The following is a 26,245-nucleotide window of genomic DNA, read 5'->3' as shown; positions in this document are numbered from 1 at the left end:
TGTGACTTAGTAACATCACCATAGCCCGAGTGACGTTACTAAGTCACATCGCCTAGTCTGTCCGTATGGCTCGATGGGAACCCAATACGAGAGAGCGGCTGGTGCGTGCCGCGCTCGACCTGTTCGTGGAGCAGGGTTACGACGCCACTACCGTCCAGCAGATCGCCGACCGGGTGGGCCTGACCAAGATGACGTTCTTCCGGCACTTCCCGGACAAGCGGGAGGTGCTGTTCGCCGGCCAGGAGACGCATGCCCGGGCGCTGACCGAGGCCATCCTCGCGGCACCGGCCGGGGCGACCCCGTTGGAGGCGGTCCGCGCGGGCCTGAAGGGGCTGGCGTCCCTGTTCACCGACACCCACCGTGCCATGAGCGCTCAGCTGCGCACGGTCATCGCCGCCAATGCCGAACTGCTGGAACGCGCGGCATTCAAGCGCGCGATACTCGTGCAGGCCGCAACCGCCGCACTCGGCGAGCGCGGCGTGCGCGAGCCGGCCGCAGGGCTCGCCGCCGAACTGGGCATCAGCGCCTTCTACCGCGCGTTCGACCAGTGGGCCGAGCGACCTGGCGAGGAGATGCTGGCCGATCTCACCCGCCAGGCGCTCGACGAGCTGCTGGCCACCGCGGCCGGGCTCGTATCCGACTCCCGTCCAGTCGACGGTTCGTCGACCGCGCCGCTGACCGCTTAGGCCCCGGGCCGCCCCGACCGCGGCCCTCGCCGGGGCGCCATCGTGGAGCCGGGGGTTCACGCCATCGTGGAGCGGTGGTTCAACCGGTGGGCGCAGCAGCACCCGGCCTCGCCGCCGGCCGGCCTTCCCGCGCCGCGCAGGCGGCCTCCAGTCTGCGGCGTCGCCCCCGTCCCCGCATCAGTGTCAGTGGTGCTGGGTCATGTGGGCGAGGACCTGGGTGGCGCTGTCGGGGGCGAAGGCGCTGTTGATGCCTTCCGCGGCTCCTCCGGCTGCTGCGACGGAGCGGGGCTGCAGGAGGGCTTCGTAGGCGTGGATGGCGTCGTCGACGGTGGGGCTGTTGATGAGGGCGTGGGCGAGGTCGGCGCCGTCGAGCATGGCGAGGTTGGCGCCCATGCCGGAGAAGGGCGACATGAGGTGGGCGGCGTCGCCGAGGAGGGTGACGCCGGGAGTGTGGGCCCAGGCATGGGGGACGGGCAGGGCGAACAGGGGCCGGTTGGTGTAGCCGGTGTCGGTGTGGGTGATGAAGTCGAGCAGGTCGGGGCCCCAGCCGGTGAACTTCTTGAGGAGGGTGTCGCGGACGGCGGCGGTGTCGGCCAGGGCGACGTCGGCGTGCTCGTACCAGTCCTCATCGGTGCGCATGCCGACGTAGACGCGGATGTGTCCGCCGCTGTTGCGCTGGGCGACGAAGCCCAGGTTGTCGTCGAGAGCCATCATGGTGCCGTTGCCGGTGAGCTCGGCGAGGCGCGGGTGGCGGGTGTCGGCGTTGTTGAAGCCGGTCTCGACGAAGGTGACGCCGGTGTAGAGGGGCGCCGCGTCGGACACCAGACGGCGGATCTTGGACCAGGCGCCGTCGGCTCCGATGACGAGGTCAGCGTCGGTGGTGGTGCCGTCGGTGAAGTGCAGGCGGTGGGTGCCGTTGCCGAGGGCTTCGGCGTGGGTGAGTTTGTGTCCCCAGCGCACGGTGTCGGGCGTGAGGGAGTCGAGGAGGAGGTCGCGGAGCTGTCCGCGGTCGATCTCGGGGTTGCCTTCGGTGGTGTCGGCCTCCGGCGGGATTGCGTCGAGCAGGATGCGGCCGTCGCGGCTGACCAGTCGCATCTGCTGGCCTTCGGGCCGGGCCTGGAGGAGGAAGGCGTCCCAGAGGCCGGCCTCGCGTAGGGCGTGCTGTCCGGAGTCGGGGTGCATGTCGAGGGTGCCGCCCTGGTTGCGGACGGTGCGGGAGGCGTCCAGGTCGTAGACGGCCGCGGTGATGCCGTGTTGCTGCAGGATGCGGGCGCAGGTCAGGCCGCCGGGGCCGGCGCCGATGATGGCGATACGGGGGGTGGGCATGGTTGATCGCACCTTTCGAGCGGAGGAGAGCGGCGGACGGGGTCGTGCCACGCGTCCGCCGCTCCAGAAGAGCACAACAACTCAATAAGTGCAACGAGACAACTTTTGAACTCGATCAACCAATGGAGGTAGAATCCTTGGCATGACCGACACCACGACCGGCACCGACGGGAAGGCGCCTGCGGGGCGCCGCGAACGCAAGAAGGCCGCCACCCGACGGGCTCTGGCTGACGCCGCGCTGCGGCTCTTCCTGGAGCGTGGATACGAGCAGGTCGGCATCCGTGAGATCGCGGATGCCGCCGACGTGTCCACCACCACGCTCTTCAAGCACTTCCCGGTCAAAGAGGCCCACTTCGCCCTCGAAGCGCCCCGAGCCGTCCGCGGCCACGACGACCCCCGCCAGGCCCTCCTGCGCGCCTCCGACCTCCTGGAGACGGGCTGGGGTGCCACTGTCGGTCAGGAAGGCCGCCGAGAGTGACGCATCGAGGGCCGCTTGGCACTCCTACCCTGCAGTCCCAGCACCTGACCGGCCCTGACGCGGCGGGGCGACGGCCCCTGGTAGGGCCACGGAACACGATGGGGACGGCGGTGGCGGGCTCCGGCGACGGGTCAAGCGACCAAGGTGATCGCTCGGATGACAGCCGAGATTCCGGGGCCCGGTCGGCCGGGAAGCCGTACCAGGAGAATCCGGCGGACCTCGGGGGCGCTCCGTCCACGCGCAGCAGGCTCACGCCGTGCGGTAGCACGGTCGACATGCGGGACGGGACGGTTGTCACGCCGAAACCGCCGGCGACCAGCTGCAGTTTCGTCAGCCAGTCGCTCGTCGTGTGGACAATGCGCGGTCGCCCGGGCAGGCCGGGCCAGACACCGAGCAGGGGTTCGGCGCTCGATGACGGGGCGGCGGTCCAGGGAGCGTCGACGAGCTCGTCGACGTGCACCGCGGTGCGGCCGGCGAACAGGCCGGTGGTCGCCGCCCCTACGAGCAGTTCGGTGTCCTCGACCGTTTCGATGTGCAGCTGGGGGGACTCGCCGTCCGACGGCCGGTGCGGCGGGCGGGAGGTCAGCACGGCGACGTCGATCGAGCCTGCCCGCAGGGCGCGGATCAGTACGGGCGTGGTGCCCTCCCACGTCGTGACCGTGAGATGCCGGCTGACCGTGGCGAGCCGTGTGAGCACAGGGGGCAGGATCCGCGCGCGCATGACCTCCGTACTCCTAACCTCGCCTCAAGCGGGCAATCAAGGAGGTCAGCAGATGCGAGCAGCAGTCCTGACAGAGTTCGGTGCCCCACTCACCGCGCAGGAGATGCCCGATCCCGTGGCAGGCGGTGGCGAGGTGGTGGTCCAAGTCCTGGCGGCCTGCGTCCCCCGTATGCCGAGGAAGTCTTCAGCGGTCGGCGGAACCACCCGCTCGAACCGCCGGTAGTCCCCGGTACCGGTGGCGTGGGTCGGATCGTCAGCGTCGGCCCGGATGCCACCCGGCTGCGCGTCGGCAACCTGGTGTGGTGCGACTGCACGGTCCGCTCGCGCGACGACGCTCTGACCCCCGACATCGCGTTGGTCAACCGACCCAATGAAGCCGGTCAACCCGACGGAGTGTCGGGTTGACCGGCCTCATTGCTGTCCGAGTACGTGATCGGGCCCTCCGCGGTTGCGGGGGGCCCAATCACGTACTGGCTGGTCAGGCGGGTGCTGGAGGGTGCGGGTCAGCCGGTGTGGGGTCGCTGCGTGTCGGCATCGGGGCCGGCTCCCGTGTCGGCGTCACTGTCGGGGCGGTTCGTGGCGGCGGCCTGCTCGGCGCGGTCGGCTATCTGGTGGAGCGCGGCCACGTGCGCGCGCAGCCGGTCCCGGCCGGCGGCGGTGGCCCGCACCCAGGTGCAGCGCCGACTCTGGTCGCGTGGCTGCGCGAGCATCCCGGGGCCGAGTACGTCTGCCGGGACGGCTCCGGCTCCTACGGCGAGGCGATCCGCCAGGCCCTGCCCGAAGCGGTGCAGGTCGGCGACAGGCATGTGGAGCAACCTGTGCGGCAAGGTCCTGGCCGAAGTCCGCTCCCATGCCGCTTGCCGGGCCACCGCGGTGTACCCCGCCCGGCCCGGGGGCACACGCGAGCAGACCACCCGCGAACGCCGGCACAAGGTCCACAATCTCCTCGACCAGGGCGTGGGCCTGCTCGAATGCGCCCGCCGCCTCGACGTCGCCCTGAACACCGTCAAGCGGTACGCCCGCATGCAGGAGCCCACCGGCGACCGCCGCGCACCCCGCTACAAGCCCACGCTCGTCGACCCCTACCGCGACCACCTGCGCGCCCGACGCGCCGCCGACCCGGCCGTCCCCGTCAAACACCTGTTCCGGGAGATCCGGGAACAGGGACACACCGGCAGCCTCAACCTGCTCTACCGCTACATCACCCAGGGCCGCGCCGAGGGCGAGCGACCGGTCACCACCTCGCAGCGCTTCTCCCGCCTCCTGCTCACCCGCCCCGAGAGCCTGCGCGACAAGGACGCCGCACTGCTGCGAGGACTCACCAAAGACTGCCCCGAGATGACTGAACTCGCCTTCCTCACTGACAAGTTCGCGCAGCTGCTGACACCGGCCGAGGGCAACGACGCCAAGCTCACCGACTGGATCACGACAGTTCGCACCGTCGGCCTTCCCCGCCTGCACTCCTTCGCGAACGGCCTTGAACTCGACCGCGCCGCCATCGACGCCGGCCTCACCCTGCCCTACCACAACGGCCGCACCGAAGGCGTCAACACCCGCACCAAGCGGATCATGCGCCAGATGCGCGACCGTGCCGAATTCGACCTCCTCCGCCACCGCATCCTCCTCTCATAGCAAGGACGCAGCGTCACCACCGACTACTGAACAGAGCCGAAGACCGTACAGACCCCTGGGCATCGACACGCCCCCGGTGTGGACCGCCAGCGCGAGCGGGGTGGTGGGCGCCGTCGGCGAGGTTTGAGGTCGAAGCGCCCACCGGCGCGGTTCTTCTATGCAGGCTGGGCGCTTGTCAGCTGTGTGCAGAGGGCGTCGAGTGTGTTTGTGGCACGAGCGAGCCCGAGATGGTCGATGTAGTCCCGCGACTCGACGATCAGCCCTTCGCGGATCCGGAAGACGATGATGCCCGGCGCGGCCCAGCCCGCGTCGCCGCGGTAAGTGAACTCGCCGATGACCACCTCGGGGTCGGCAGTGTGATGGACGCGTACATCCTCAACGCGAAAGCCTGCCAGGCCAGCCGGCCCCGCCGCGGCGAAGTGCTGTCGGAGTGCTTCGCGGCTGAGCATCGGGGTGTCGCCGAGTGGGGCCATCGGGTGCCGCACGTCGGTTTCTTCGGCGTAGAACTCGGCCAGCTTGTCGACCTGGTCGCGATCACCGTTCTGCAGCCGGCAGGCGCCGTCGAGCATGGCACGGAACATGTCTTCGGGGGTTCGCATCATGGTTACCCTTCTAAGCGGAGCCTTCACTCCGAATAATACGGAGTCGAAACTCCGAATAGCAAGACTTGATCACCGGGGCCTGCGGGAGCAAGACTGCCGGGGAGGGAGGATGGTGGGATGCGAAGCGACGCGCAGGCGAATCGGGACAGGGTGCTGGCCGCGGCCGAAGAGGTCTTTGGCGAGTCCGGCAACGCCGGCTCGACCGAGGAGGTAGCGCGCCGGGCCGGCGTCGGAATCGGCACCGTCTTCCGGCACTTCCCGACCAAGCGGGTGCTGATCAAGGCCACGATCGTTCGGCACCTCACCCTGCTCGCTGAAACAGCGCGGGCGCGGGGCGAGGGCGGCGAGGCCGGGGCGGCGTTCCGGGAGACGTTCCGGGAGATGGTCTCAGGCGCTCCGGCGAAGCTCGCGCTCGTCGCGTTGCTGGAGGAGCCCGCCGACTCGACAGGCTCCGCTGATGAGGTGGAGGCTGCCGCCACCATGGTGCGCCAAGCTGTCGAGGAGTTGCTGTCCCGCGGCCAGCAAGCCGGTGAGGTGCGCGCGGACGCAACGGTAGATGAGGTCTACATGCTGATCAGAGCGCTGGCCAACGCCCGGGGCGAGCGGACCGTCGTGGACAGAGCGGTCGGCATAGTGCTGGACGGCCTGTCCCCGCGGCGTTCCGAGTAGCCACCCCGCGCAGTCTGCGCACCCTCCTGGCCCTGAACCGCGGCGGCGCCGGTGGGTCGACCCGCAGGCGCGTTGCCGGCGTACGGCGTAGACGGGGCGCCGAGGGCGAGGATTCCGGCGCCGGCGAGCACGGACTCAGCCGGCGGCCGAGTGTAGGGGGTTGGGGAACTCCATGAACTTGGACAGCCGTGTCGGCCCTGCCGCTGGGAACCCGTGAACTGGCAGACCGTCACGGACGAGACATCGGCGGACCAAGCTGAAGCCCTGGGGCGCTGGGATACCGGAAGGTGCGGGTGTGGCGAAGTCCAGTCAGTCCCGGTGGAACTTGCCCGATCTTGGTGGCTAATTCCAAGTTCCTTGTGATGAATCCGAGTTGGGATGCTTTGGGGCGGTCCTGGGGGCGGTCTGGGGCTTGTTCCTTGAGTCAGGGGTGACAGCGTGGCCACGGTGCAGTGGATCATGAGCGCTGGTGACCTCTCGGGTCTCTTCTTGGAACGGAGCATGTCGTGTCGGTGCAACCGCAGCCCTGGCCCCAGCCTGATCCGCAGACCGCAACGGCTATCCGGGCGATGTACCGGGGCAAGCGGGAAGCCCCGCTGGCGGAGCAGGTCCGCGACCGGCTCGGCGAGCTGTTCCCGGACGCGGCCTTCGCCGATGCGTTCGGGCGGGCGGGCGAGCCGGGCTGGTCGCCAGGCCGGCTCGCGCTGGTCACGGCCCTGCATGCGGTCACTGCAGCAACGCCTGCTGCAGCACGTCCTTCAGCACAGCATGCGGAGCGCGGGCGGCGTGGGCGGCGCGCCAGCACACGACACCGTCGGGCCGGACCAGTACGGCACCGTCCTCGCCGATGCCGCACCGGTCCGTGAAGCTCGCACCCGGTGCCAGGGCCTGCGGCGTGAGGACGACCGTGTCCAGGACGGCGTGGTCGGGGTCGAGCGCCCGGGCTGCCTCTGCCCAGGACCAACCCTGACGGCCGGTGAGGAGTGCGTGGCGTCCGCCGCGCACCAGATCAAGGGTCGAGGAGCCTGCGGCCGCTTCGAGAGGGCGGTGCGGCAGCCGGGTACCCGGTTCAGCCCGCCAACGGTCGGGCTCGTCGGCCCAAGGCAGCGGAGTCCCGGCGGACGACCCGACGGCGTCGACGACGGGCGCGGGGTAGCGGTAGCCCCCCGCCACGGCGGCCTCGCTGAGCAACTGACCACCGCCGGAAACCTGTTCGCGGGCGCCGGCGAGGCGCTGGACGGACTGGCGCACCGTCAGCTCGGCGACGGGGCGGCGTTCCGGCTCGTACCGGTCGAGCAGTCCTGCGCCCGCGTGCCCGCGCAGGACGGACACCAGTTTGGCGGTGAGGTTCCAGGCGTCCTGGATACCGGTGTTGGCGCCGAACCCGCCGACTGGCGGGCAGACGTGGGCGGCGTCGCCGACGAGGAACACCCGCCCCTCACGGTAGGTGCCGGCGACCCAGGCTGACATCTGCCACGGCCGGGCTCCGGTGATCCGGAAGGCGGACGCGGGCAGCCCGAGCGCCGCAGACACGACGGCCTGGCAGCGGTCGGGAGTGAAGGCGGTGTCCGGGTCCGTGGTCGCGGGGTCGTAGCCGACGGAGACCGCTCCGGTGTCCTGCTCCGTGGTCCAGGAGATGAACGGGCGGCCTGGCTGGTCGGCGAAGGCCAGGGCCAGCGCGCGGCCCTCGAGCACCGGGCGCAGGTCCGCGTTGAAGGCCAGCTCCATGGAGTGCGCGAGGGTCAGGTCGCCCCGCTGGGCTATGCCCAGGCGCTCCCGGATCGAGCTGGCGCTGCCGTCCGCCGCCAGCAGGTAGTCGGCCTCGACGGTGTACGGGACGCTGCGGTCGTCCAGGACACGGGCCGTGACCCGGTGTGCGTTCTGCTCCCAGTCGACGAAGCGGTGCCCGAAGCGCAGGTCCGCACCGTCGGCGGCCGCACGCGTCCGCAGTACGCGCTCGGCGTCGCCCTGCTTGACCATGGCGCCCTGGCAGGGGGAGACGGCGCTGTGGTCCTCCGCGGCGGGCAGGCGCCAGCGCCGGATCTCGGCACCGGCCAGCGACTCGACGACGGCGGCGAACTCGCTGCGGGGACGGTCACGTTCGATCGCATAGATGTCGTCCGCGGCCCCGACGGCCCGGTACGCCTCCATCGTGCGGGGGTAGAACAGCTTGGCGCGCAGCCGGGGCGAGATGCCGGTGTGCCGTTCGACGAGGATCGGTGTGACACCGCGCGCGGCGAGGAAGAGCGCGGCCGACACACCCACGATGCTGCCGCCCACGATCAGGACGGACGTGCGGTCCGGAGCCGCGCCGTGCGGCGCCGGGCTCGAAGTGTTCTCGTTCATGCTGCTCTCGTTCACGTTCATGATGTGATCGTCGGCCCCCGGATGCCCGCCCTCCATCCAACCGGCATAGGGTGAACAGATCCGATGCGGTGAAGGGAGTGCTGATGCGTTCCGACGTCTTCGACCGGATTGACGTGCAGATCCTGCACGCACTGCACGTCGACGGACGCGTCCCGTTCGCCCGGGTCGCCCAGGTCATCGGTGTGTCGGATCAGACCGTCGCCCGCCGCTACAGCCGACTGCGGTCGTCGAACGCCGTGCGCGTGTGGGGCCTGGTCGACCGGGCCAGGCTGGGCCACGTGGAATGGCTGGTGCGTATCCGCTGCACCCCGGACTCGGCGCAGGCGATCGCGCAGTCACTGGCCCGGCGCAGCGACACCTCGTGGATCAGCCGCACGTCGGGCGGCACCGAACTGGTCTGCGTGACCGTCGCCGCGACTCCCGGCGAGAGCCTGCTCCTGCGGGAACTGCCCAGGACCGCCCGGGTCCTCGACGTGACCGCCCACTGCCTGCTCCACGTCTACTCAGGACGCGCCAGCGGAATCACCGCCAAGCTGACCGCCCTCACCCCCGAGCAGGTCGCACACCTACGCCCCACGGAACTGCCGGACACCGACCCGGCGGAACCGGTCGAACTCGACGACCTGGACCGGCACCTGCTCAACCTGCTGCGCGACGACGGTCGAGCCGCGACCGCCCGACTGGCCGCCGAGACGGGCACCTCGCGCTCGACGGTGCAGCGGCGGATCGCCGAACTGCGCGGCGCCGGAGTGCTCTACTTCGACGTCGACGCGAAGCGGGCCATGCTCGGGCTCGGCGTGCGCACCCTGCTGTGGCTCTCGGTGAAACCCGCACGGCTGGAACGCGTCGGGCTCGCCCTCGCCCAACACCCCGAGGTCGCCTTCGTCGCCGCCACGAGCGGGTCCCACAACCTCCACGCCTCAGTGGCAACGCGCGACATCCCCGCGCTGCACACGTACCTGAGCACCCGGATCTCCACCCTGCGCGGCGTGCAAAGCATCGACAGCGCACCGGTCCTGCAGACCTTCAAAGGCGCCGCCGGGCCCTGCGGCCCCGCAGCCGACACGTGAATGGCTCGAGCTCGATAGTGCGGAGCGTGCCAGAAACCGGCTACCCGCTCCGGAGGTCGTCGGCTGCTCGATGCCGTCCAGAGGCGGTCCCGATGTCCTCATCGAGGGCGGGGAGGCTGACCGTGCTCCACTGCTCGTCGATGAGGGCGGCGGTGCGGGTGCTCGTATCGTACGGGGTCCAGCCTGGGTCGCCGTGGCGTATGAAGTTGAGCCAGGCGCCGTGTACCCGATCGGCAAGGCCGCCGGGTGGGCGGCCGGGGCCGAGCAGTGCGGTGTCGCCGTAGAGGCTGGGGATGTCGGTGCGGTGGAAGACGAACGGCAGTTCCACGCAGTGGCAGGCGCCGAGCCTGCCGGTGAACGCGGCCGAGCGCCAGGCGAACTCGTAGGCGAAGGTGCGGGCACGTTGGTGGTGGGCGTGGGCGTGGGCGTGGGCGTGGGCGTCGGTGAGGAGTCGGCTGCCGTGCGTGAACGCGTCGGTGATGAGTCGGCCGGCCAACCGGCCTGGGCTGCAGGTTGGTTCGTTCGCTCGGTAGGCGGCAAGCCGCTCCCGGGGGTCGGTGAAGCGCCGTACTGTCAGGGCCAGGAGTTGGGCTTCGGTCATGGTGACGTCCGCGCCGGACGGCACGGTGTAGAGGTTCGCTTCCTCCCGGTTGGTGCCGATCAGCAGATCGACGTCGGCGCCGCGACCGTCGCGTACCGCTATGGCGGGCTGGTCCTCCAGTATCTGACCGTCTATGACGCACCTGAACGGGCTGTTGCCGAGCGAGACGTCGCGGGGCCCGCCCGGCAGGACTGCGACCGGGCCGATCCTCCCGAGTGCGTCCGTCAGGGTGCGGTCGTCGATCGCGCCGAGTTCCCCAGGCGTCGGGCGCAGGTTCAGGACCTCGGCCACGGCCCGGGTGGTCACTGCGGCCTGTTCGGCGGTGATGGCGGTCGTACCGCTGCCGCTCTGGCTGATCGCCCGGGTGAACAGCGTCCCGGCGTCCCGGCTGGCGAGCAGCGCGGCAACGATCATCGCTCCGGCGGAGTGGCCCGCGACGGTCACCTTGCCGGGGTCGCCGCCGAAAGCGCCGGCGTTCTCGGCCACCCAGCCGAGTGCCGCGATGACGTCGAGCAGTCCCCGGTTGGCCGGTGCGCCGGGGACGTCGAGCCAGCCCGCGATCCCCAGGCGGTAGTTGAGGGTGACGACGATGACGCCGTGGCGGGCGAAGGACGACCCGTCATAGAGCGCTGCCTGTCCCGTTCCCGAGAGCAGGCCCCCGCCGTGGATGAAGACGAGGACCGGAAGCCCGCCGCCGGGGTCATCGGGGCCGGTGACGGTCACCGTCAGGTAGCCGGCGTCCGGGACGGATCCCGGCTCCGGCAGCGGGGACGGCGGGCCCCAGCCCGGTCCCAGCACCGCCGACAGGTCCATGCCGCCGAAGTCGGGACGGCGCGGGGAGGGTGCGGCCCTGCCGGGTACGGTCGCGTCCCGCACCCCGTCCCAGCGCGGTGCCGGGGTCGGGCCCGCGAACCGGGCGGGACCGGTGACGGGCGCGGCGTAGGGGATGGCGGCGAAGGTCCGGCTGCCTGCGCGCACTGCGCCGCGCACGCGGCCGGCCTTCGTGCGGACCACCGGAGCGGCACTCACGCCTGCTCCCCGAACGGTGCCCACGACTGGATGCGGTAGGACGAACCGGCGCGGCGCACCCGCACGGCTGATCGGCCACGCAGGTGGGCGGGGAAGACCAGCGCGCCCTGCTCGGCCGCCCGATCGAGGATGCGCCGGCGAGTGGCCCGCGCCGCGGCCGGGTCCTCGCAGAAGCAGCTGTTGGCCTCCGGCTCGATGATCTGCACCGGGTTGTGCAGGATGTCGCCGACGAAGACCGCACGGTCGGTGCCCGACCGCAAGGTCAGCACCGAGGACCCGGGGGTGTGTCCGGGCGCGTGCTCCAGCCGCAGACCGCCGTCGATGTCATGGCAGCCCTCCCACAACACGGCCTGGCCCGCTCGTACCACCGGCTCCACGCTGTCCGCGAGGACGTTCTCGTTGGCTGCCCGCATCCGTGCAGGATGCGGGTTACCAGGCTGCCAGAAGTCGTAGTCGGCGCGTGGCATCAGGTATCTGGCGTTGGGGAACGTCGGCACCCAATGCCCGTCCACCAAACGGGTGTTCCACCCGACGTGGTCGGCGTGCAGGTGGGTGTTGACTACCATGTCGACGTCTTCCGGCACCACGCCGGCTGCCGCCAGCCGGTCCAGGAAGTCGGTGCTGCGGTGATCGAACAGGGGCAGGAGCGGGCGGGGCTTGTCGTTGCCGACCCCGGTGTCCACCAGGATCGTCACGCCTTCGCTGCGCAGCACGAAGGTCTGTGTCCGGGTGATCAGCAGTCCCGCGTCCGGGTCCCAGAAGTCCGGAGAGAGCCAGGAGCGGTTGTCGTCCCACACCCGTGGGTCGAGGTCCGCGAACATGGCGGACGGCGGACGGGTAGGGGCCTCGAACTCCACCACACGCGTCACCTGGACACGGCCGAGAGCGAAGGAAGTCATGCTCATGCTGTCCCTCTCTGGAACTGGGTGTGAGAGCGGTCAGCTCGTCAGTGGAGGCGGCGCAGACAAGCGGCCAGGATGTTCGGCTCCTTGGTCGTGACGTAGGCGGCGTTCAACACGTACACGGTGCCGCCGTGTACCTGAACCGAGGTGGGATTCTCCAGACCGTCGGCAGCAGACAGGACGGTCGTCCGGGCACCGTCAGGACCGATGCGCACGACCGTGTTGGTGTGGTTGAGAGCAGCCAGGATCTCGTCGCCGGCACCGGTGAAAGCGAAGTCGTCCACGGTGGTCAGCCCGCGCGCCCGGATCTGAACGGGCCCTGGGCGGTTACCCGACCGGAACGGGATGCGCACGATGGTGCCCTGGTCCGTGTCGGACACCCAGACCGCATGGTTGTGGATCTTCAGGCCGTTCGCGCCCGCGATGCTGGAGAACGCGAGTTCGGGCGCGGTCGTCCAGGCGGTCGCCGTTCCGCCGGCGGTGGGAACGGTCCAGATCGTGCCGAGCACGCTGTCGGCGATGTAGAGCACACTGCTTCGCGGGTCCAGCGCCATTCCGTTGGGCAGGCCGTTGGCGGGCAGGGCTGCGATCCGTTCCGGATTCCCGTGCGGACGCATTCGCCACACTCCGGTCAGGTCCGCAGTGCCGGCCGCATACAGGAAGTACAGGGTTCCGTCCTGATCTCGGACGATGCCCATGGTGGCCGCGAAGTGCAGGACCGGCGTGTTGACCCCGCCGTCAGCAGGCAGCGGCATGGTGGCCAGGATGCGCGTCGCACCATCGGTACCGACCCTGGCGACCTGCCGCGCCACCGAGAAGGTCACATCGAGGTCGCCGTCCGGCTCCTGAGCGACGTTCTCCGGCGTCTGGCCCTTGCTGAAATCGAAGTGCGCGGCGAAGTGGGCCGCGCCACCGGGCACGGCAGCGGCCGCCATCGGCACCGAGCCGAATGTTCCGATCCCGGCGGCCAGGGCGAGGATGCTCACTGCGGCCAGTAGCCTTTTCATGGTTTCTCCACGGATTTCGGGCGCGTGGTCGCTTACCGGCATCGCTCGATTCCGCGATGCCGGTAAGCGACCCGAGCTCACTGCGGGCTGATGTCGAATGTCCGTCTTGGCGTCTGATCGAGTGCGCGTCAGTTCTCTTCGATCAGCACCAGTTCGACCGGGACGTTGCCCCGCGTAGCGTTCGAGTACGGGCACACCTGGTGGGTTGCCTCGAGCAGTTCCCGTGCGGCCTCGGGGTCCACGCCGGGCAGCTGGGCCTCGATCCGGGCCGTCAGGCCCAGCTTGCCCTCGGCGAGCGATCCGACCATGGAGACGGTCACCGAGATCGCCGATTCCCTGACGTCCAGCTTCTTCGCCCCCGCGACCAGTCGCAGGCCGCTGTGGAAGCAGGCCGCGTAGCCGGCGGCGAACAGCTGCTCCGGATTGGTACCGGGGCCGTTGTCGCCACCCAGTTCCTTGGGCATGGACAGAGACGCCGTCAGACGGCCGTCCTCGGTGGCGACCTTGCCGTCGCGGCCGCCCCGGGAGGTGGCGATGGTGGTGTAGATGGCGTCGTTCATGTCCAGTTCCTTCGATGAAGACGCGCCGAATGAGGGCACGCCTGATGGGCGCACTTGCGCAAGTGCGATGTCGACCAGCTCCCGCTGGAACGGTTGGTCAGTTCGTGCTGGTGCTGATGCCGGCGGATGCGGATGCGGCCGGCATCGCGTCATGCCTGGTCCGCCTCGTGGCCGGGTCTCGGTGACCACGTGCCGGAGCACGCCGGCCCCAGTTGCGGCCTCTTGTCCATGCATCGAAGTATGTGTATCCGGGTGCCGCACAGCCTGCCCCTGCCAGGGGTAGGTCTGGGAAAGGGGCTTGTGGATCCAGAGGGTCGGCCGGGCACCGAGCGCTGGCATCCCGGAGCCCGCGACCAGCAGGCGGTTCGTGCGGGCGGCACCGCGGCCGGTAGCTTGCGATTGCCGCTCCCCTGTTCTTTGAAAGCCCCCAAGTGTTCTTTGAAACGCAGGACTGCCCGCAGAGCAGCACAAGGTCACCCAGCGGCGAGGATCCCCACCCGCCCGTCGCCGCGGGGGCAACGCCCACGGTTGGCTGACCCCGGCAGGGGCAGGCTGGACGGCGGCGGAACATCAAGACTCTGACGCATGAACAGAAGCCTGAAGCCGGGGGAGCTCTCGCAGCCATGCCGATTGCGAACGCAGTCGGCAGATGTCCGGTCGCGGGTGTGGGGAGACCGGTGGCGAGTGCCGGGACTTCGGCGTGACGAACCGGCGCCCCCGCCTCTTGCCACCGCCAGAGTCACCGCGGGCGGCGGTGTCTCCGCGTGAAGTCCAGGATCGATCCACTGTCCGTCGCGGCGATGGCCGTCACCGTTGTCTCCTTCTCGGCCACCGCTCCGCTCACCGCCGCAGCCTCCGCCGCGCCGCTCGCCATGGCTTTCTGGCGCAGTGCCCTGGGCTTCGCCACACTCGGACCGTTCCTCCTGGTGTTACGCCGTGGCGAGCTCGCGCGCGTGGTCCGCGGCGAACGCGGCATCCTGCGCCGGGAGCAGTGGCGGCCGATGGTTTTCGGCTTCCTCGCGGCCACGTCCCTGTCCCTCCACTTCGCGGCCTTCATGACGAGCACCAGGCTGACCTCGGTGGCCATTTCCACAGCTTTCGTAGCCACCCAACCCGTCTGGCAGGCCCTCATCGCCGCGGCGCAGGGCGTCCGGACGTCTCGCCGGACATGGGCCGGTCTCGCGGTCTCCGTAGCGGGAGCAGCCGCGGCCGGCGGTCTGGACATAAGCTCTGGCGGAACGGCACTGCTGGGCGATCTGCTCGCCCTCGCGGGGGCCGTGACCCTGGCCGGGTACACCACCCTGAGCCAAACGGCGCGCACAGATGTGAGCACACCGCTGTATTCGACGGTCAGTTCGCTCGTCTGCGCGTCGGAACTCCTCGCTATCTGCCTGCTGACCCACACCCCGCTCACGGAATTCGACAGGTCCACACGGCTGTCGCTGCTCGGGCTGCTCATCCTTCCTCAACTTCTGGGGCTGGGCTCGCTGAACTTCGCCCTCGGCAGGATTTCGGTGACGACGCTGAGTGTCGTCCTCCTGCTGGAGACCCCTGTGGCCGCACTCGCCGCCTGGTGGCTGCTGGGACAGGACATCGACCTCGCGACCGTACCCGGACTCCTGCTGATCATCGTCGGCGTCACGGTCGTGGTGACAAGCGGCCGGGGGGAAGCGGCCACAGTGCGGAGAGGCAGACACCGTACAGGAGCGTCGTCCTGCCCGACCGGGACCGATCCGGATGCCCCCCAACCACAGCCGGCGACCGAGGAATTCATCGATGTGTGGCCGGAACACCACACACCGGCCGACACCCGGGCTCGGCCTACGACACCCCGACACCTCGCGGTCCCACATCTCGCGTCCCGGCACGGCGCCGAACAGGTCGATGGAGGAGGCCTGACACGGCACCTCCTGGACGATCACCCGACCCTGGTGCTCGGATACCACGGCGCCGCGCCGTTCGACACCGTTTACGGGGCCAAGCCGTCCGTCGACGAGGCGGGGCCGTGAATGCAGTCTGCGTAGCACTGGCAGGGGCAGGCTGCACGGCACGGGGGCATGCATACTCGGCTGCATGAACAAGACAGTGCGGTTGGGGGAGTTCCTGCAGATGCGCCGGTCGCTGCTGCAACCGGCGGATGTGGGACTGCCGGACTTCGGAGAACGACGGCGCGTGCCCGGGCTGCGACGGGACGAGTTGGCTCAGCTGGCGGGGGTGGGCCTGTCCTACTACACACGGCTGGAGCAGGGGGTGTCGCTCAACGCTTCGCCGGAGGTGCTGGACGCTCTTGCCCGGGCCCTCGGTCTGGATGAGGTGGAGCAGGCCCACCTGCACGATCTGGCTCACGCCACGCGTCGCGGCAGCAAGCGCCGCAAGCTGGCGCCCGAGCACGCGGATGACGCGACCAGGCAGCTGCTCGGAGCGTTCGGTGACGCACCCGCGGTGGTACTGGGGCGCCGCAGCGACGTGCTGGCCTGGAACCGTACGGGACACGCCTTGTTCGCCGGACATCTGGACTCGCACATCCCCGATCAGCCGGACCAGCGCCCGAACATGGCGCGGCTGGTCTTCCTGGACGCTCATACCCGGGATCTGTTCGTGGACTGGCCGAGGAAGGCCAGGGCGGTGGTGGGGAAGCTGCGGCTTGCTGCCGGCCAGTATCCGGACGATCCGATGCTGGCCCTGCTGATCGGCGAACTGGCCATGAAGAGTACGGAATTCGCCACCCTGTGGTCCGAGAACCGGGTCAGGAACTGGGATATCGCGGTCTATCGCATGCGCCATCCTCTTGTCGGTCAGATGCACCTCAACCTGCAGACCCTGACGATCCCGCAGGAGAGCGGGCAGCGCATCGTCGTGGCGACCGCTGAGGCCGGTTCAGGCTCACAGGCCGCACTGCACCTTCTTGCCCAGGCCGGCGCCCCGGTCGACCGGCAAGCAGGGCCCGGGTCCGAGACCGCCGGGACCTTCGCCAGAGCCGAGTTGCATGACCGCTGATTATCGGTTGGCCCGGGGTCGACAGCCGCAACAGCGCCGTGGCGAGGAACATCAGGGCGCCCGCTGGGGGTCAAGGGGCAATGCCGCTTAGTGGTCGGCTTTGGAAGTCCTTCGGGGGTTGATCAGCCTGCCAGGGCGATGGAGGATTCTTCTTGTCGGGCGGCCGGTGTGTGTCGGTCGAGCCGGGCCAGCAGATCGTCCAGATCGGAGGTGGTGAACCTCCACTGGAACGGCTGTGCCGTGGCGTTGTAGCGGTCTTCGAACGCTCGGAGCCGGTCCCGGACCTGGGTGAGGTCCGTGAAGTCGTTGGGTTGGACGACCTTGCGCTGGACGATGGAGAAGAAGATCTCTATCTGGTTCGTCCAGGAGGCGTGGACGGGGGTGTGGACCATGACCGTGTTCGGGAAGGCACTGGCCAAGCGGTCGATGGCCTTCTGGCCGCGGTGGGAAGAGGAGCCGTTGTCGACGACCCAGTGGACGCGTTTGGCGCTGGCGTAGGGCTCGGTGGTCATGACCTGCTCGACCAGGTTCATGAAGGGGACGATGCCGGTCTTGGGCTCGCAGCGGCCGAAGACCTTCGCGCGGTGGACGTCGTAGGCGGCGAGGTAGGCCAGCGCGCCGCCGCGGCCGTACTCGTGGTTGACGCGCATCGCCCGGGCCTGGCCCGGGGCCAGGGTCGGATGGCAGCGGCAGCGGGCCTGGATGGAGGTCTTCTCGTCGCTGGAGACGACGTACTCGTCCTCGCCCAGCGGGACGCCCTCGAACGTGCGGGCGTACAGGTCCAGGACACGCTGGGCCTTGGCGCGGAAGTTGGGGTCGCGGATGAAGATCCAGGACCGGTGCTGCCAGGGCTTGAGGGCGTCTTCGCGTAGCCAGCGGCGCACCGTGGACGCAGAGACGGTCTCGGTGATCCCGCGTGCGGTCAGCTCGGCGGCCAGCTCCGGGCAGGACCAGCGCGACGGCGGTACGCCTGTCTCGGCGGGGAGTTGGCAGGCCGGCGCTTTGGCCTCGGCGACCTGCACCGGGGTGAAGCGGGCGGGACGCCCGGAGCGTCTGCAGTCGGCCAGGGCCGGCAGCCCGCCATGGGCGAACCGGCCGCGCCACCGACGCACCGTGTCCAGGTGCAAGCCCGTCTCTCGGGCGATCTGGGCATTGGAGTGACCCCGCGCGGCGTGGAGTACGACCTGCGCCCGTATCCGGGCCTGGTGAGGGCTCTTGTGACCGTAGGCCGCCTTCTTCAGGCGCTGCCTTCGCGAGGCGGTCAGGGATATCGGGCAGGCGGCGGCAACGGACAGGGCAGGCAAGCCGATCAGCAGAAGTGGATCTTCACTGCGGGAGTCGGCCGACCCCCTCCACGGCGACCGGGCTGGATGGGCGCATGCCCGACATGCCGGAGTCGGCCAAGGCCCCCTCGCCCAGAAACTGCCTACCTCACCGGGGATCGGCCACGGGCGTCCGAGGATGTAGTCCTGCTCCTCCGCTCTGTTCGACCGGGTCGGCGAGTGGGGCTCTCCCGGAAGCAATGAGATCTTGGGTCCCGCCGCCTGTCAGCGCCGGTCGGTGCTCAGGCCGTCCAGGGTGAGGTCGAGGAGGCGTTCGGCCTGCTCTCGCTGCTCCGGCTTTCCCGAGGTGAGGGCGATGCCGGTGAGGGCGGCGAACATATCGGTGGCGCCAATGTCGGAGCGGATGGTGCCGGCTTCGATGCCGGCGGCCAGGAGCGAGGTCAGGGCGGCCATCATCATCTCGTGGCTCTGGGCGTAGGGGTTGACGCCGGATTCGACGAGGGCGCGTAGGGCGTCGGCCATGCCGAGCTTGGCGGTCGCGTAGTCGATGAAGCGGCCCGTCCAGGCGCGCAGGGCCTCGCGCGGGGCCAGCGCGGCCAGCAGGTCGGGGGCCGCGTCGCACAGCCGGATCAGCTCGTTGCGGTAGGCGGCCTCGATGAGGACCTCCCGGGTGGGGAAGTTGCGGTAGAGCGTGCCGGAGCCGACGCCGGCCTCCTTGGCGATGCGCTCCAGGTGCGCTTCCAGTCCCTCTTCGGCGAAGACGCGCACTGCGGCCGAGAGGATCTTGTCCCGATTGCGCTGCGCGTCGGCCCGTAGCGGGCGCCCTGTCTCTCTGGCCATCCGCGGTCTCCTGTCGTCCCGGGCTTGCTAACCGGCGACGCCTCCACTTACAGTGAGGGAACTGGAGGTGCCTCCACTTCCACTCTAGGGCATGCAGGCCCGCATCGGCCGCACACGAGCGCATGCGTGCCTCCGACCCACATTCCCGACGTAGCGCGGCCACGGCCGCCAGCCCCGGGAACAACGGGTAGGCCACCAGCCCCAGCCCCGTCACGCCCTGGGCTTTCACATCCGCACGGCTCCCGCTGCGAACGCAGCACATGGCAATCCACTCATTCAGAGGAGAAGAAGATGAGTCTCTCGCTCGTAGAAAAGGTCGCCGTCGTCACGGGCGGCGCGTCCGGGGTCGGCCTGGGCATCGCCCAGGAGTTCGTTGCCAACGGCGCCCGCGTGGTCATTACCGACCTGCACCAGGAGGCGCTCGACGAGGCGGTCGCGGCGATCGGGCCGAACTGCTCGGGGATCGTGGCCGACGTCACCAAGCTCGCGGACATGGAGGCCGCCTACCGACAGGTGAAGGAGCGTCACGGGCGACTCGACGCGGTCGTGGCCAACGCCGGGATCGGCGCGCACGCCCCGCTCGGCGCCATCACCGAGGAGCAATTCGACCGGACCTTCAACGTCAATGCCAAGGGCGTCCTCTTCACCGTTCAGCCCGCGCTCGCGCTGCTGCCCCCCGGCGGCACCGTCGTCATCATCGGCTCCACGGCATCCATCCAGCCGCCGCGCGGGATGAGCCTGTACGGCGGCTCGAAGGCCGCGGTACGCAACTTCATCCGGGCCTGGATCCAGGACACCAAGGGATCGGGCATCCGAATGAACATCCTCAGCCCCGGCGCGGTCGACACCGACTCCCTGCGCAGCGCACTGGCGATGGCCCAGGGAGCCGATCACGTCGACGCCGCCGTCAAGACCATGGGAGAGGGCAACCCGACCGGACGGATCGCCGACCCGCGCGAGATGGGGAAGGCCGCGGTCTTCCTCTCCAGCGACGCCTCCAGCTTCATCACCGGCGTCGAACTCTTCGCGGACGGCGGCATGGCACAGGTGTGAGCCACCCAGCCCAGCGGTCCGGCCCACCCGGCCGGGCCCCCGCCTGGCGCATCGCAGCGATGCGCCGGCACCCCCGAGGACGCCCTGGACTACGCCTGCAGCCCCTACCTCGCCATGCCCGGGATCTGACCGACTGCCAGACGCGACAGCGGCTCCCGGGTCAACCCCCGAAGGACTTCCGGAGCCGACCACTTAGCGTCAAAGTTTCGAGACGATCAGTGACTGGGGGTCGGAACGATCTCGAGGGGCTGCTGACCTACTTCCGGCGCCGCCTGCAACGCTCCAGTGATCCGAACCGGCTGTTCACCAAGGTCAAGGAGGTCGTGGCGGCCACCGGCGTGCTGAAGGGCAAACGTCGGCGGGCGCTGGACTCCACCGTGCTGGACGACGCGGTCGCCACCCAGGACACCGTCACCCAACTCGTCGCCGCGATCCGGCGGGTGATCCACGGCGTGCCCGGTGCCGAACAGGTCGCCGTCCAGTGGTGCACCGCCCACGACTACACCGACCCCGGCAAGCCCCGCATCGCCTGGAACGACGAGCAGGCGCGCTCCGCGCTGGTGGACGCCCTGGTCACCGACGCGCTCAACCTGCTCGGCCGCCTGCCCGAGCGGCAGCTGGACGAGAAGGCCGCCGACGCGGTCGGTCTGCTGGCCCTGGTCGCCGGGCAGGACGTGGAGGTAGCCGACGACTCGGACGGCCGCGACGGACGCTGGCGAATCGACCGCGGCACCGTCCACGACCGGGTGGTGTCCACCGTCGACACCGAGGCCCGGCACATCCACAAGAACCGCACCCGTCACCAGGAGGGCTTCCGCGCCCACGCCGCCTGCGAGCCGGAAACCGGCCTGCTCACCGAGGTCGCTCTCACCCAAGGCGGCGGTCAGGAGAACCACGAGGCCGCCGTCGCCGAGGACCTCCTCGCCGACGAGAGCGAGGACCTGACCGTGCTCGGCGACACCGCCTACGGCACCGGCGACCTGCGCGAGGCCCTCGAAGCCGACGGCCATACCCTCGTGATCAAACCCCCGCCGCTGCGGCAGGCCGTCCCCGGCGGCTTCACCACCGACGACTTCCAGGTCGATACCCAGGCTGGCACCGTCACCTGCCCAGCCGGCCACATCAAAGCCCCCGGCCGCCCCCCTCGCGAACGGCAACCGCCAGGCCCAGTTCAAGAAACTCTGCCTCGACTGCCCCCTACGCGAGCGCTGTACCAGGTCCAAGACCGGACGCACCTTCAACGTCCACCCCCCAGTACGACCGCCTCAAAGCCGCCCGTGACCAGGCCGCCACCAGCCAGGAATGGCAGGACGAGTACCGCCGCTGGCGGCCACCCGTCGAACGCGCCATCGCCTGGCTCGTCGCCAAAGGCAACCGCCGCGTCCCCTACCGAGGCGTCCTGAAGAACAACACCTGGCTCCACAACCGCGCCGCCGCACTCAACCTCCGCCGCCTCATCAACCTCGGACTCACTCGCACTGCCCACACCTGGGCACTCGCACCCGTCCCCGCGTGACGCTGGAGGGGCGCCCCCTCGGGACGCCCCTCCAGCAACAAGATCTTCAGGAGACTTCTACCGTTAGGTCCGCCGATGAAGGTGGTCGGCCGGGGTACCGCACACCGCGGTGCCCCGGCCGACCACGGAGTCACAGACGCTCGATCGCACCCGGCGGCGCGATGGTGGGCGGAACGCGGTAGCTCGGGTCCGCCTTCTGCGCAGGCTGGCGGCGCGCCAGCGCCGCGTCGATGGCCGGGGCCAGCCGTGCCATCTTCTCCGCTTCGGCCTTCTCGTGGCGCTCGGCGAACTCCGGCATCACCTCCCGGGCGAACAGTTCCAGCGACTCGCAGATGTGCTCGTGCTTGATGCGCCCGGACTGGGCGATCAGCAGGATCTGGTCCACGCCGGCCGCCTCGTACTCCCGCAGCGCCTGCCGGATCTGCTCGGGGGTGCCGACCGCGGCGTACGCCCCGTCCAGCTGCTGCGGGAACGTGCCCAGGACGGATTTCTTGGAGAGGTTGAGGCCCAGCTGCTCCGCCAGCACCGTCTGTCCGGGCGCCGGCGAGCCGACCCCCCAGTAGTAGGAGAGCGACCGGGCGAAGAACTGGTGATCGGCGAGACTGCGCTCACGCGCCACCGACTCGTCCTCGTGGCACATCATGTACGCCGTCATGGCGACCTGGGGGTTGACCGAGAACCCGACCGGCACGCACTCCTCGGAGGCGATCGTCGAGTAGTAGTCCCCGACCCACTTCTTGGCCTCGTCCGGCTGGACGAACGACAGGGTCAGTGCGCCCAGGCCGTTCCGGGCGGCGTACACCAGGCCCTCCTGCCGGCTGCAGGCCGTCCACATCGGCGGGTGGGGCTTCTGCACCGGCTTCGGCACGACGTTGCGCGGCGGCATCTTGAGGTACTTGCCGTCGATGCCGGCGAACGGCTCCTCGACGAACATCCGGCTCGCGGCGTTGACGGCCTCCAGCCACTGTTCGCGCTTGGTCTCGCGCTCCACGCCGAAGGCGGAGAGCTCCATCACGGTGCTCGACTCCCCGGTGCCGAACTCCATGCGGCCGTTGGAGAGCAGGTCGAGCATCCCGACCCGTTCGACCACGCGCGCCGTCGGGTTGACCCCCGGGGGCATCACCGCGATCCCGTGCCCCAGCCGGATCCGGTTGGTGCGCTGACTCGCCGCGCCGAGCAGGACCTCGGGCGCGGAGCAGTGGCTGTACTCCTCCAGGAAGTGGTGCTCCACCGCCCACGCGTAGTCGAAGCCGAGACGGTCAGCCAGCTCGATCTGACTCAACGCCTCCTGAACCAGCTTCAGTTCGGAGTCCGGCTGCCAGGGGCGCGGCAGCTGAAGCTCGTAGAAGAGTCCGAATCGCAAGTGGATTCCTTTCATCGGTTGTACGGGCTCCCGCACCAGCGACTGTGCGGGAGCCGGTTGGGACAACAGCTGGTTCAGAGTGCTTCGGGCAGTCCGGCTCCGGCCCGCAGCGCCTCCAGGGACGCGTCCGGACCGGCCGCGATCTCCCGGAGCAGGCGCTCGAAGCCCAGCGCCATGCGCTCGACCGTGTCCCGGGCGAACAGGTCGGTGCTGTACCCCAGGGAGCAGTGCAGGCCGGCGTCGGTCTCGACGGCCGTCAGGGTGAGGTCGTACATGGCCGGACCCTGGTCGGTGCGCAGTTGGGTCACCCGGAGGTCCGCCGATCCGTCCGCACCGCCCTTCGCGGACGCCGCCCGCGGGAGCAGGTTGAACATCACCTGGGCCAGTGGCGGACGAGCCGGGTCCGGCTCGGGCACCAGGGCGCGGACCAGGTCGGCGCGCGGCAGGTCCTTGTGCTGTTGCCCCTCGACCATGACCTTCCTGGCCCCGGCCAGCACGGCGGTGAACGCCTGCTCCCGGGTCACGTCCAGCCGCATCACCAGCTCGCTGACGAACATCCCGACGACCTGTTCCAGTTCGGGGCTGGGGCGGTTGGCGACCGGCGTGCTGATCGCCAGCTCACGGTCCCAGGTGTAGCCGCCGAGCAGGACGGCGTAGGCCGACAGCAGGGCCATGTACAGCGTGACGCCCTCCTGCCTGCTCAGCGCCCGGATCCGGGTGAGCAGGTCGAGCGGGACGTCGAAGTCCACCGAGGCGCCCTGGTAGGACCTCACCGGTCCGCGCGGGTAGTCGGTGCGCAGCGACATGCAGGCGGGCAGGCCGGCCAGCTGCTGCCGCCAGTACTCCTCCTGCGCGCCGAGCTCCTCCGCGTCCATCGCGCGGCTCTGCCAGCGGGCGAAGTCGGCGTAGTCCACCTGGAGGGGCGTCAGCCGGGGCTCCTCGCCCTTGCCGAACGCGCGGTGCATCTCGAACAGGTCGGTCAGCAGGAGGTTCACCGACCACCCGTCGAAGACGCCCCACGGCCGGGTGAAGGCGACGACGTGCTCGTTCTCGGACAGCACCAGCAGGTGCGCGCGCAGCATCGGCCGGTCGTCCGGCGCGAACGGACGCACGCGCTCGGCCCGGAGCCACTCGGTCACGGCGTCGAGGTCCCGGACCTTCATGACGTTCACGGCGATGTCGGCGCCGTCGGTCACCTGCTGGAGGACCCGGCCGTCGTCGTCGTGGACGTACACGGTGCGCAGGATGGAGTGGCGCTCGACCAGGGCCCGGACGCTGCGGGTGTAGGCGCCACGGTCCAGCGGGCCGGTGACCCGCAGGGCCAGCTGGGCGTTGCGGTACGCCGAGCCCAACTGCTCCGGCCGGTCCAGGAACCACAACTCCCGCTGCTGGAGCGAGAGCGGGGCCGGTGCACCGGTCCGCCCGGCGGCGGCCGGCAGCAGCGGCTCGACCGCCCGGGTGCCGGCCGGCTGCTCCAGCGCCGCGGCCATCTCCTCGATGGAGGAGCTGGTGAGGATCGCCTGGAGCGAGATGTCCATGCTGGTCTCCTCCCGGAGCCGCATGGCGAGCCGGACCGCCAGCAGGGAGTCCCCGCCCAGCGCGAAGTAGTTGTCCTTGATGCCGATCCGGTCCACCCCCAACGTGCTCTCCAGCATCCGGCAGAGCGTCCGCTGGGCCTCGGTGCGCGGCTCGACGTACGCCTCCTTGGCCACGGCGTTCTCGTCCGCGGCGGGCAGGGCCCGCTTGTCGAGCTTTCCGTTGGGGGTCAGCGGGAGTTCTTCGAGGAGCACGAAGGAGCTGGGCACCATGTACTCCGGCAGGCGGGCGGACAGGTGCTCCCGGAGTAGCTTGGCCGTGGCGGGCACCAGGTCGGCGAGCCGCGGCACGTTGGCCGACTGCGGCGCGCGGTAGTCGGCCCGGGCCCGCACCCGGGGCAGCTCGCCCCGGCCGAGGACCAGGTCCAGGCCGTCGAGGCGGCTCTGTGACCAGGTGGCCGACACCCGGTAGCCGAGTTCCTCGGCACGGCGCAGCAGCGCTTCGAGCTCCCGCACCTCCTCGGCGTCCGCGGCGGACAGCCGGGCCTCGCCGGGCAGCGGCGCCACCTCGTGGTTGGGCGACCAGACCGTCACGCCCTCGGCGACCCGCACGTCCTCCCTGACCCGGGGATTGGTCAGGCCGGTGACCCCGAACCGGTCGGGGAGCTCCCCGTCCAGCAGGTCGCGCAGCGCCGCCAGGTCGGCGACCTCCAGCCAGGGGAGCGGCGCGGCAGCAGGGGCGGCCGACCTGGTCAGCACCACGTCGTAGCGGTAGGCGAGCATCTCGTTGTCGCCCACCCCGCGCTTGACCATGAGGTCGACGGCCCCCACCTCGGGGAACCGCTCGTTCAACCGGGCGAAGTAGCCGGGGCTGAGGAGCAGCTCGCTCTCGTGCCGCCGGCGGCGGTGCAGTTGCGCGGCCAGCGCCGCGGCCGTGGTGCCCGACCCCGCCCTGCTCCGCTCCACCGCGCCCAGGTGGGCCGAGAGCAGGTCCAGGTTGCGGACGTCACCGATCAGGATCCGGCCGCCGTCGCTCAGGAGCGGCAGCAGCCCGGCGACGGCCTCCTCCAGGTAGCGCCGGTTCGGGAAGTACTGGACCACCGAATTGATCACGATGGTGTCGAACCCGCCCTCGGGCAGTGCCGCCGCCGACAGGGCGTCCCCCTGGGCCAGCGTGACGTGCGACCAGCCGCGGCGCTCGACACCGCTGCGGACGTCGGCGAGCGCGGAGGCGGACAGGTCGACGGCGTGCACCGTGTCGCAGGCCCCGGCGTAGCGGTACAGCAGCAGCCCGGTGCCGCAGCCGATCTCGAGCAGCCGCTTGGGCCGCAGGTCCTCGATCAGCCGGACCGTGCCGTCGATCCACTCGCGCATGTCGGACTCGGCGATGGATCCGCCCGTGTAGCTGTTCTCCCAGCCGGCCAGGTTGAGGTCGTCGGCGGGGGCCGCGTCCAGGGACCCGGTGTACTCGTCCTCGAAGACCTGCTGCCACTGCTCGACCAGGGCGGCGTTCTGCTCCTGGGCGACCTCGTCGAGCCACTCGGGGCTCGGGCACACGTACCCGACGAGGGTGCGGCTGTCGCCGGACTCCTGCGGCAGGACGACGCCCTGCGCCACCGTCCGGTGCTCGGCGAGGACGGCTTCGATCTCGCCGAGTTCGATCCGGAAGCCGCGGATCTTGACCTGGTCGTCGTTGCGGCCCAGGTACTCCAGCGAGCCGTCGGGCAGTTGGCGGGCCAGGTCGCCGGTGCGGTACATGCGCTCGCCCGGACGGTCGTTGAACGGGTCGGGCAGGAAGCGCTCGCGGGTCAGCTCCGGACGGTTCAGGTAGCCGCGGGCCACGCCGGCGCCGCCCACGTACAGCTCACCGACGGCACCGACCGGGACCGGTTCGCCGTGCCCGTCCAGGACGTAGGTGCGCAGGTCGGGGATCCGCCGCCCGACCGGGCTGACCGCGCTGTCGAGGTCGTCCTCGGTCACCACGCGGTACGTCACGTGCACGGTCGTC

Annotated in this window: 18 protein-coding genes and 3 pseudogenes; 9 read left to right on the top strand and 12 right to left on the bottom strand. The window is 70.3% G+C overall.

The annotated features are described in order from the left end of the window. Positions 1–65: 65 nt before the first annotated feature. The gene (locus UK12_RS14295; RefSeq protein ID WP_045303313.1) at positions 66–686 is read left to right on the top strand and encodes a TetR/AcrR family transcriptional regulator; all 621 of its coding nucleotides are present in this window, start codon (positions 66–68) and stop codon (positions 684–686) included. A 183-nt stretch (positions 687–869) separates the two neighbouring features. On the opposite strand, the gene UK12_RS14290 is transcribed toward UK12_RS14295, so the two are convergent. Beyond that, on the bottom strand, positions 870–2,012 hold the full coding sequence (locus UK12_RS14290) for an FAD-dependent oxidoreductase (protein WP_045303312.1): 1,143 nt from the start codon (positions 2,010–2,012) through the stop codon (positions 870–872). A 142-nt stretch (positions 2,013–2,154) separates the two neighbouring features. Between UK12_RS14290 and UK12_RS41235 the strand changes: the two are divergent. Beyond that, a pseudogene (locus tag UK12_RS41235) lies at positions 2,155–2,361 on the top strand (helix-turn-helix domain-containing protein); the annotation flags it as partial. Here the strand turns inward: UK12_RS41235 and UK12_RS37935 are convergent. Then, entirely contained in the window at positions 2,351–3,211 is an 861-nt protein-coding gene (locus UK12_RS37935) for a LysR substrate-binding domain-containing protein (RefSeq protein ID WP_231591204.1), read from the bottom strand. The pseudogene UK12_RS41235 and the gene UK12_RS37935 overlap by 11 nt on opposite strands. Before the next feature lie 683 nt (positions 3,212–3,894). Between UK12_RS37935 and UK12_RS14275 the strand changes: the two are divergent. Beyond that, positions 3,895–4,843, top strand: a pseudogene (locus UK12_RS14275) (transposase); the annotation flags it as partial. 155 nt (positions 4,844–4,998) lie between these two features. Here the strand turns inward: UK12_RS14275 and UK12_RS14270 are convergent. Further along, the gene (locus UK12_RS14270) at positions 4,999–5,445 is read right to left on the bottom strand and encodes a nuclear transport factor 2 family protein (RefSeq protein ID WP_045303309.1); all 447 of its coding nucleotides are present in this window, start codon (positions 5,443–5,445) and stop codon (positions 4,999–5,001) included. Positions 5,446–5,562: 117 nt separating this feature from the next. On the opposite strand from UK12_RS14270, the gene UK12_RS14265 reads away from it, so the two are divergent. Then, positions 5,563–6,114 carry a TetR/AcrR family transcriptional regulator gene (locus tag UK12_RS14265; protein WP_045303308.1) on the top strand — a complete coding sequence of 184 codons (552 nt, stop codon included), beginning with the start codon at positions 5,563–5,565 and terminating at the stop codon, positions 6,112–6,114. Between the two features lie 726 nt (positions 6,115–6,840). Here the strand turns inward: UK12_RS14265 and UK12_RS14260 are convergent. After that, positions 6,841–8,481 carry an FAD-dependent monooxygenase gene (locus UK12_RS14260; protein WP_197084848.1) on the bottom strand — a complete coding sequence of 547 codons (1,641 nt, stop codon included), beginning with the start codon at positions 8,479–8,481 and terminating at the stop codon, positions 6,841–6,843. 83 nt (positions 8,482–8,564) lie between these two features. On the opposite strand from UK12_RS14260, the gene UK12_RS14255 reads away from it, so the two are divergent. Then, positions 8,565–9,551 (top strand): Lrp/AsnC family transcriptional regulator, encoded by a 987-nt coding sequence (locus UK12_RS14255; RefSeq protein WP_045303307.1) that lies wholly within the window; start codon positions 8,565–8,567, stop codon positions 9,549–9,551. Positions 9,552–9,591: 40 nt separating this feature from the next. Here UK12_RS14255 and UK12_RS14250 read toward each other — a convergent pair whose 3' ends face one another. The 4 genes from UK12_RS14250 to UK12_RS14235 all read right to left on the bottom strand — a co-directional run bounded on the left by UK12_RS14250 (position 9,592) and on the right by UK12_RS14235 (position 13,650). Beyond that, positions 9,592–11,181, bottom strand: coding sequence for a carboxylesterase/lipase family protein (locus UK12_RS14250; RefSeq protein ID WP_045303306.1), 1,590 nt, complete (start codon positions 11,179–11,181; stop codon positions 9,592–9,594). After that, the gene (locus tag UK12_RS14245) at positions 11,178–12,080 is read right to left on the bottom strand and encodes an MBL fold metallo-hydrolase (RefSeq protein ID WP_045303305.1); all 903 of its coding nucleotides are present in this window, start codon (positions 12,078–12,080) and stop codon (positions 11,178–11,180) included. Before UK12_RS14245 ends, UK12_RS14250 begins: the two co-directional genes overlap by 4 nt. Positions 12,081–12,127: 47 nt before the next feature. Continuing rightward, positions 12,128–13,132, bottom strand: coding sequence for a hypothetical protein (locus tag UK12_RS14240; RefSeq protein WP_197084847.1), 1,005 nt, complete (start codon positions 13,130–13,132; stop codon positions 12,128–12,130). A gap of 86 nt (positions 13,133–13,218) precedes the next feature. Beyond that, on the bottom strand, positions 13,219–13,650 hold the full coding sequence (locus UK12_RS14235) for an organic hydroperoxide resistance protein (protein ID WP_045303303.1): 432 nt from the start codon (positions 13,648–13,650) through the stop codon (positions 13,219–13,221). A 764-nt stretch (positions 13,651–14,414) separates the two neighbouring features. Here UK12_RS14235 and UK12_RS14230 point away from each other — a divergent pair. Further along, on the top strand, positions 14,415–15,659 hold the full coding sequence (locus UK12_RS14230) for a DMT family transporter (protein WP_156178716.1): 1,245 nt from the start codon (positions 14,415–14,417) through the stop codon (positions 15,657–15,659). Between the two features lie 64 nt (positions 15,660–15,723). Next, the gene (locus UK12_RS14225) at positions 15,724–16,647 is read left to right on the top strand and encodes a helix-turn-helix domain-containing protein (protein ID WP_045303302.1); all 924 of its coding nucleotides are present in this window, start codon (positions 15,724–15,726) and stop codon (positions 16,645–16,647) included. A 122-nt stretch (positions 16,648–16,769) separates the two neighbouring features. Here the strand turns inward: UK12_RS14225 and UK12_RS14220 are convergent, their stop codons facing one another. Both UK12_RS14220 and UK12_RS14215 read right to left on the bottom strand, forming a co-directional pair. Further along, positions 16,770–17,951, bottom strand: coding sequence for an IS630 family transposase (locus tag UK12_RS14220; protein WP_231591202.1), 1,182 nt, complete (start codon positions 17,949–17,951; stop codon positions 16,770–16,772). Positions 17,952–18,194: 243 nt separating this feature from the next. Continuing rightward, entirely contained in the window at positions 18,195–18,770 is a 576-nt protein-coding gene (locus tag UK12_RS14215) for a TetR/AcrR family transcriptional regulator (RefSeq protein ID WP_045303301.1), read from the bottom strand. Between the two features lie 291 nt (positions 18,771–19,061). Here UK12_RS14215 and UK12_RS14210 point away from each other — a divergent pair, with 291 nt between their 5' ends. Both UK12_RS14210 and UK12_RS14205 read left to right on the top strand, forming a co-directional pair. Further along, a complete protein-coding gene (locus UK12_RS14210) occupies positions 19,062–19,823 on the top strand; it encodes an SDR family NAD(P)-dependent oxidoreductase (RefSeq protein ID WP_045303300.1) in 762 nt (253 codons plus the stop codon). Positions 19,824–20,074: 251 nt separating this feature from the next. Next, positions 20,075–21,339 (top strand): annotated as a pseudogene (locus UK12_RS14205) (transposase); the annotation flags it as partial. A 130-nt stretch (positions 21,340–21,469) separates the two neighbouring features. Here UK12_RS14205 and UK12_RS14200 read toward each other — a convergent pair. Both UK12_RS14200 and UK12_RS14195 read right to left on the bottom strand, forming a co-directional pair. Then, positions 21,470–22,702 carry an LLM class flavin-dependent oxidoreductase gene (locus UK12_RS14200; protein ID WP_045303299.1) on the bottom strand — a complete coding sequence of 411 codons (1,233 nt, stop codon included), beginning with the start codon at positions 22,700–22,702 and terminating at the stop codon, positions 21,470–21,472. A gap of 74 nt (positions 22,703–22,776) precedes the next feature. Continuing rightward, entirely contained in the window at positions 22,777–26,232 is a 3,456-nt protein-coding gene (locus tag UK12_RS14195; protein WP_269432014.1) for a condensation domain-containing protein, read from the bottom strand. Positions 26,233–26,245: the final 13 nt, after the last annotated feature.

Source organism: Saccharothrix sp. ST-888 (assembly GCF_000955975.1).
Classification (GTDB): domain Bacteria; phylum Actinomycetota; class Actinomycetes; order Streptomycetales; family Streptomycetaceae; genus Kitasatospora.
This window is presented reverse-complemented; position numbering and strand designations above follow the sequence as displayed.

Coding starts and splice junctions, on each gene's coding strand:
- UK12_RS14245 (WP_045303305.1), bottom strand. CDS start 12,080: ATGACTTCCTTCGCTCTCGGCCGTGTCCAGGTGACGCGTGTGGTGGAG.
- UK12_RS14260 (WP_197084848.1), bottom strand. CDS start 8,481: ATGAACGTGAACGAGAGCAGCATGAACGAGAACACTTCGAGCCCGGCG.
- UK12_RS14210 (WP_045303300.1), top strand. CDS start 19,062: ATGAGTCTCTCGCTCGTAGAAAAGGTCGCCGTCGTCACGGGCGGCGCG.
- UK12_RS14295 (WP_045303313.1), top strand. CDS start 66: ATGGCTCGATGGGAACCCAATACGAGAGAGCGGCTGGTGCGTGCCGCG.
- UK12_RS14265 (WP_045303308.1), top strand. CDS start 5,563: ATGCGAAGCGACGCGCAGGCGAATCGGGACAGGGTGCTGGCCGCGGCC.
- UK12_RS14270 (WP_045303309.1), bottom strand. CDS start 5,445: ATGATGCGAACCCCCGAAGACATGTTCCGTGCCATGCTCGACGGCGCC.
- UK12_RS14290 (WP_045303312.1), bottom strand. CDS start 2,012: ATGCCCACCCCCCGTATCGCCATCATCGGCGCCGGCCCCGGCGGCCTG.
- UK12_RS14215 (WP_045303301.1), bottom strand. CDS start 18,770: ATGGCCAGAGAGACAGGGCGCCCGCTACGGGCCGACGCGCAGCGCAAT.
- UK12_RS14255 (WP_045303307.1), top strand. CDS start 8,565: ATGCGTTCCGACGTCTTCGACCGGATTGACGTGCAGATCCTGCACGCA.
- UK12_RS14235 (WP_045303303.1), bottom strand. CDS start 13,650: ATGAACGACGCCATCTACACCACCATCGCCACCTCCCGGGGCGGCCGC.
- UK12_RS14225 (WP_045303302.1), top strand. CDS start 15,724: ATGAACAAGACAGTGCGGTTGGGGGAGTTCCTGCAGATGCGCCGGTCG.
- UK12_RS14240 (WP_197084847.1), bottom strand. CDS start 13,132: ATGCCGGTAAGCGACCACGCGCCCGAAATCCGTGGAGAAACCATGAAA.
- UK12_RS37935 (WP_231591204.1), bottom strand. CDS start 3,211: ATGCGCGCGCGGATCCTGCCCCCTGTGCTCACACGGCTCGCCACGGTC.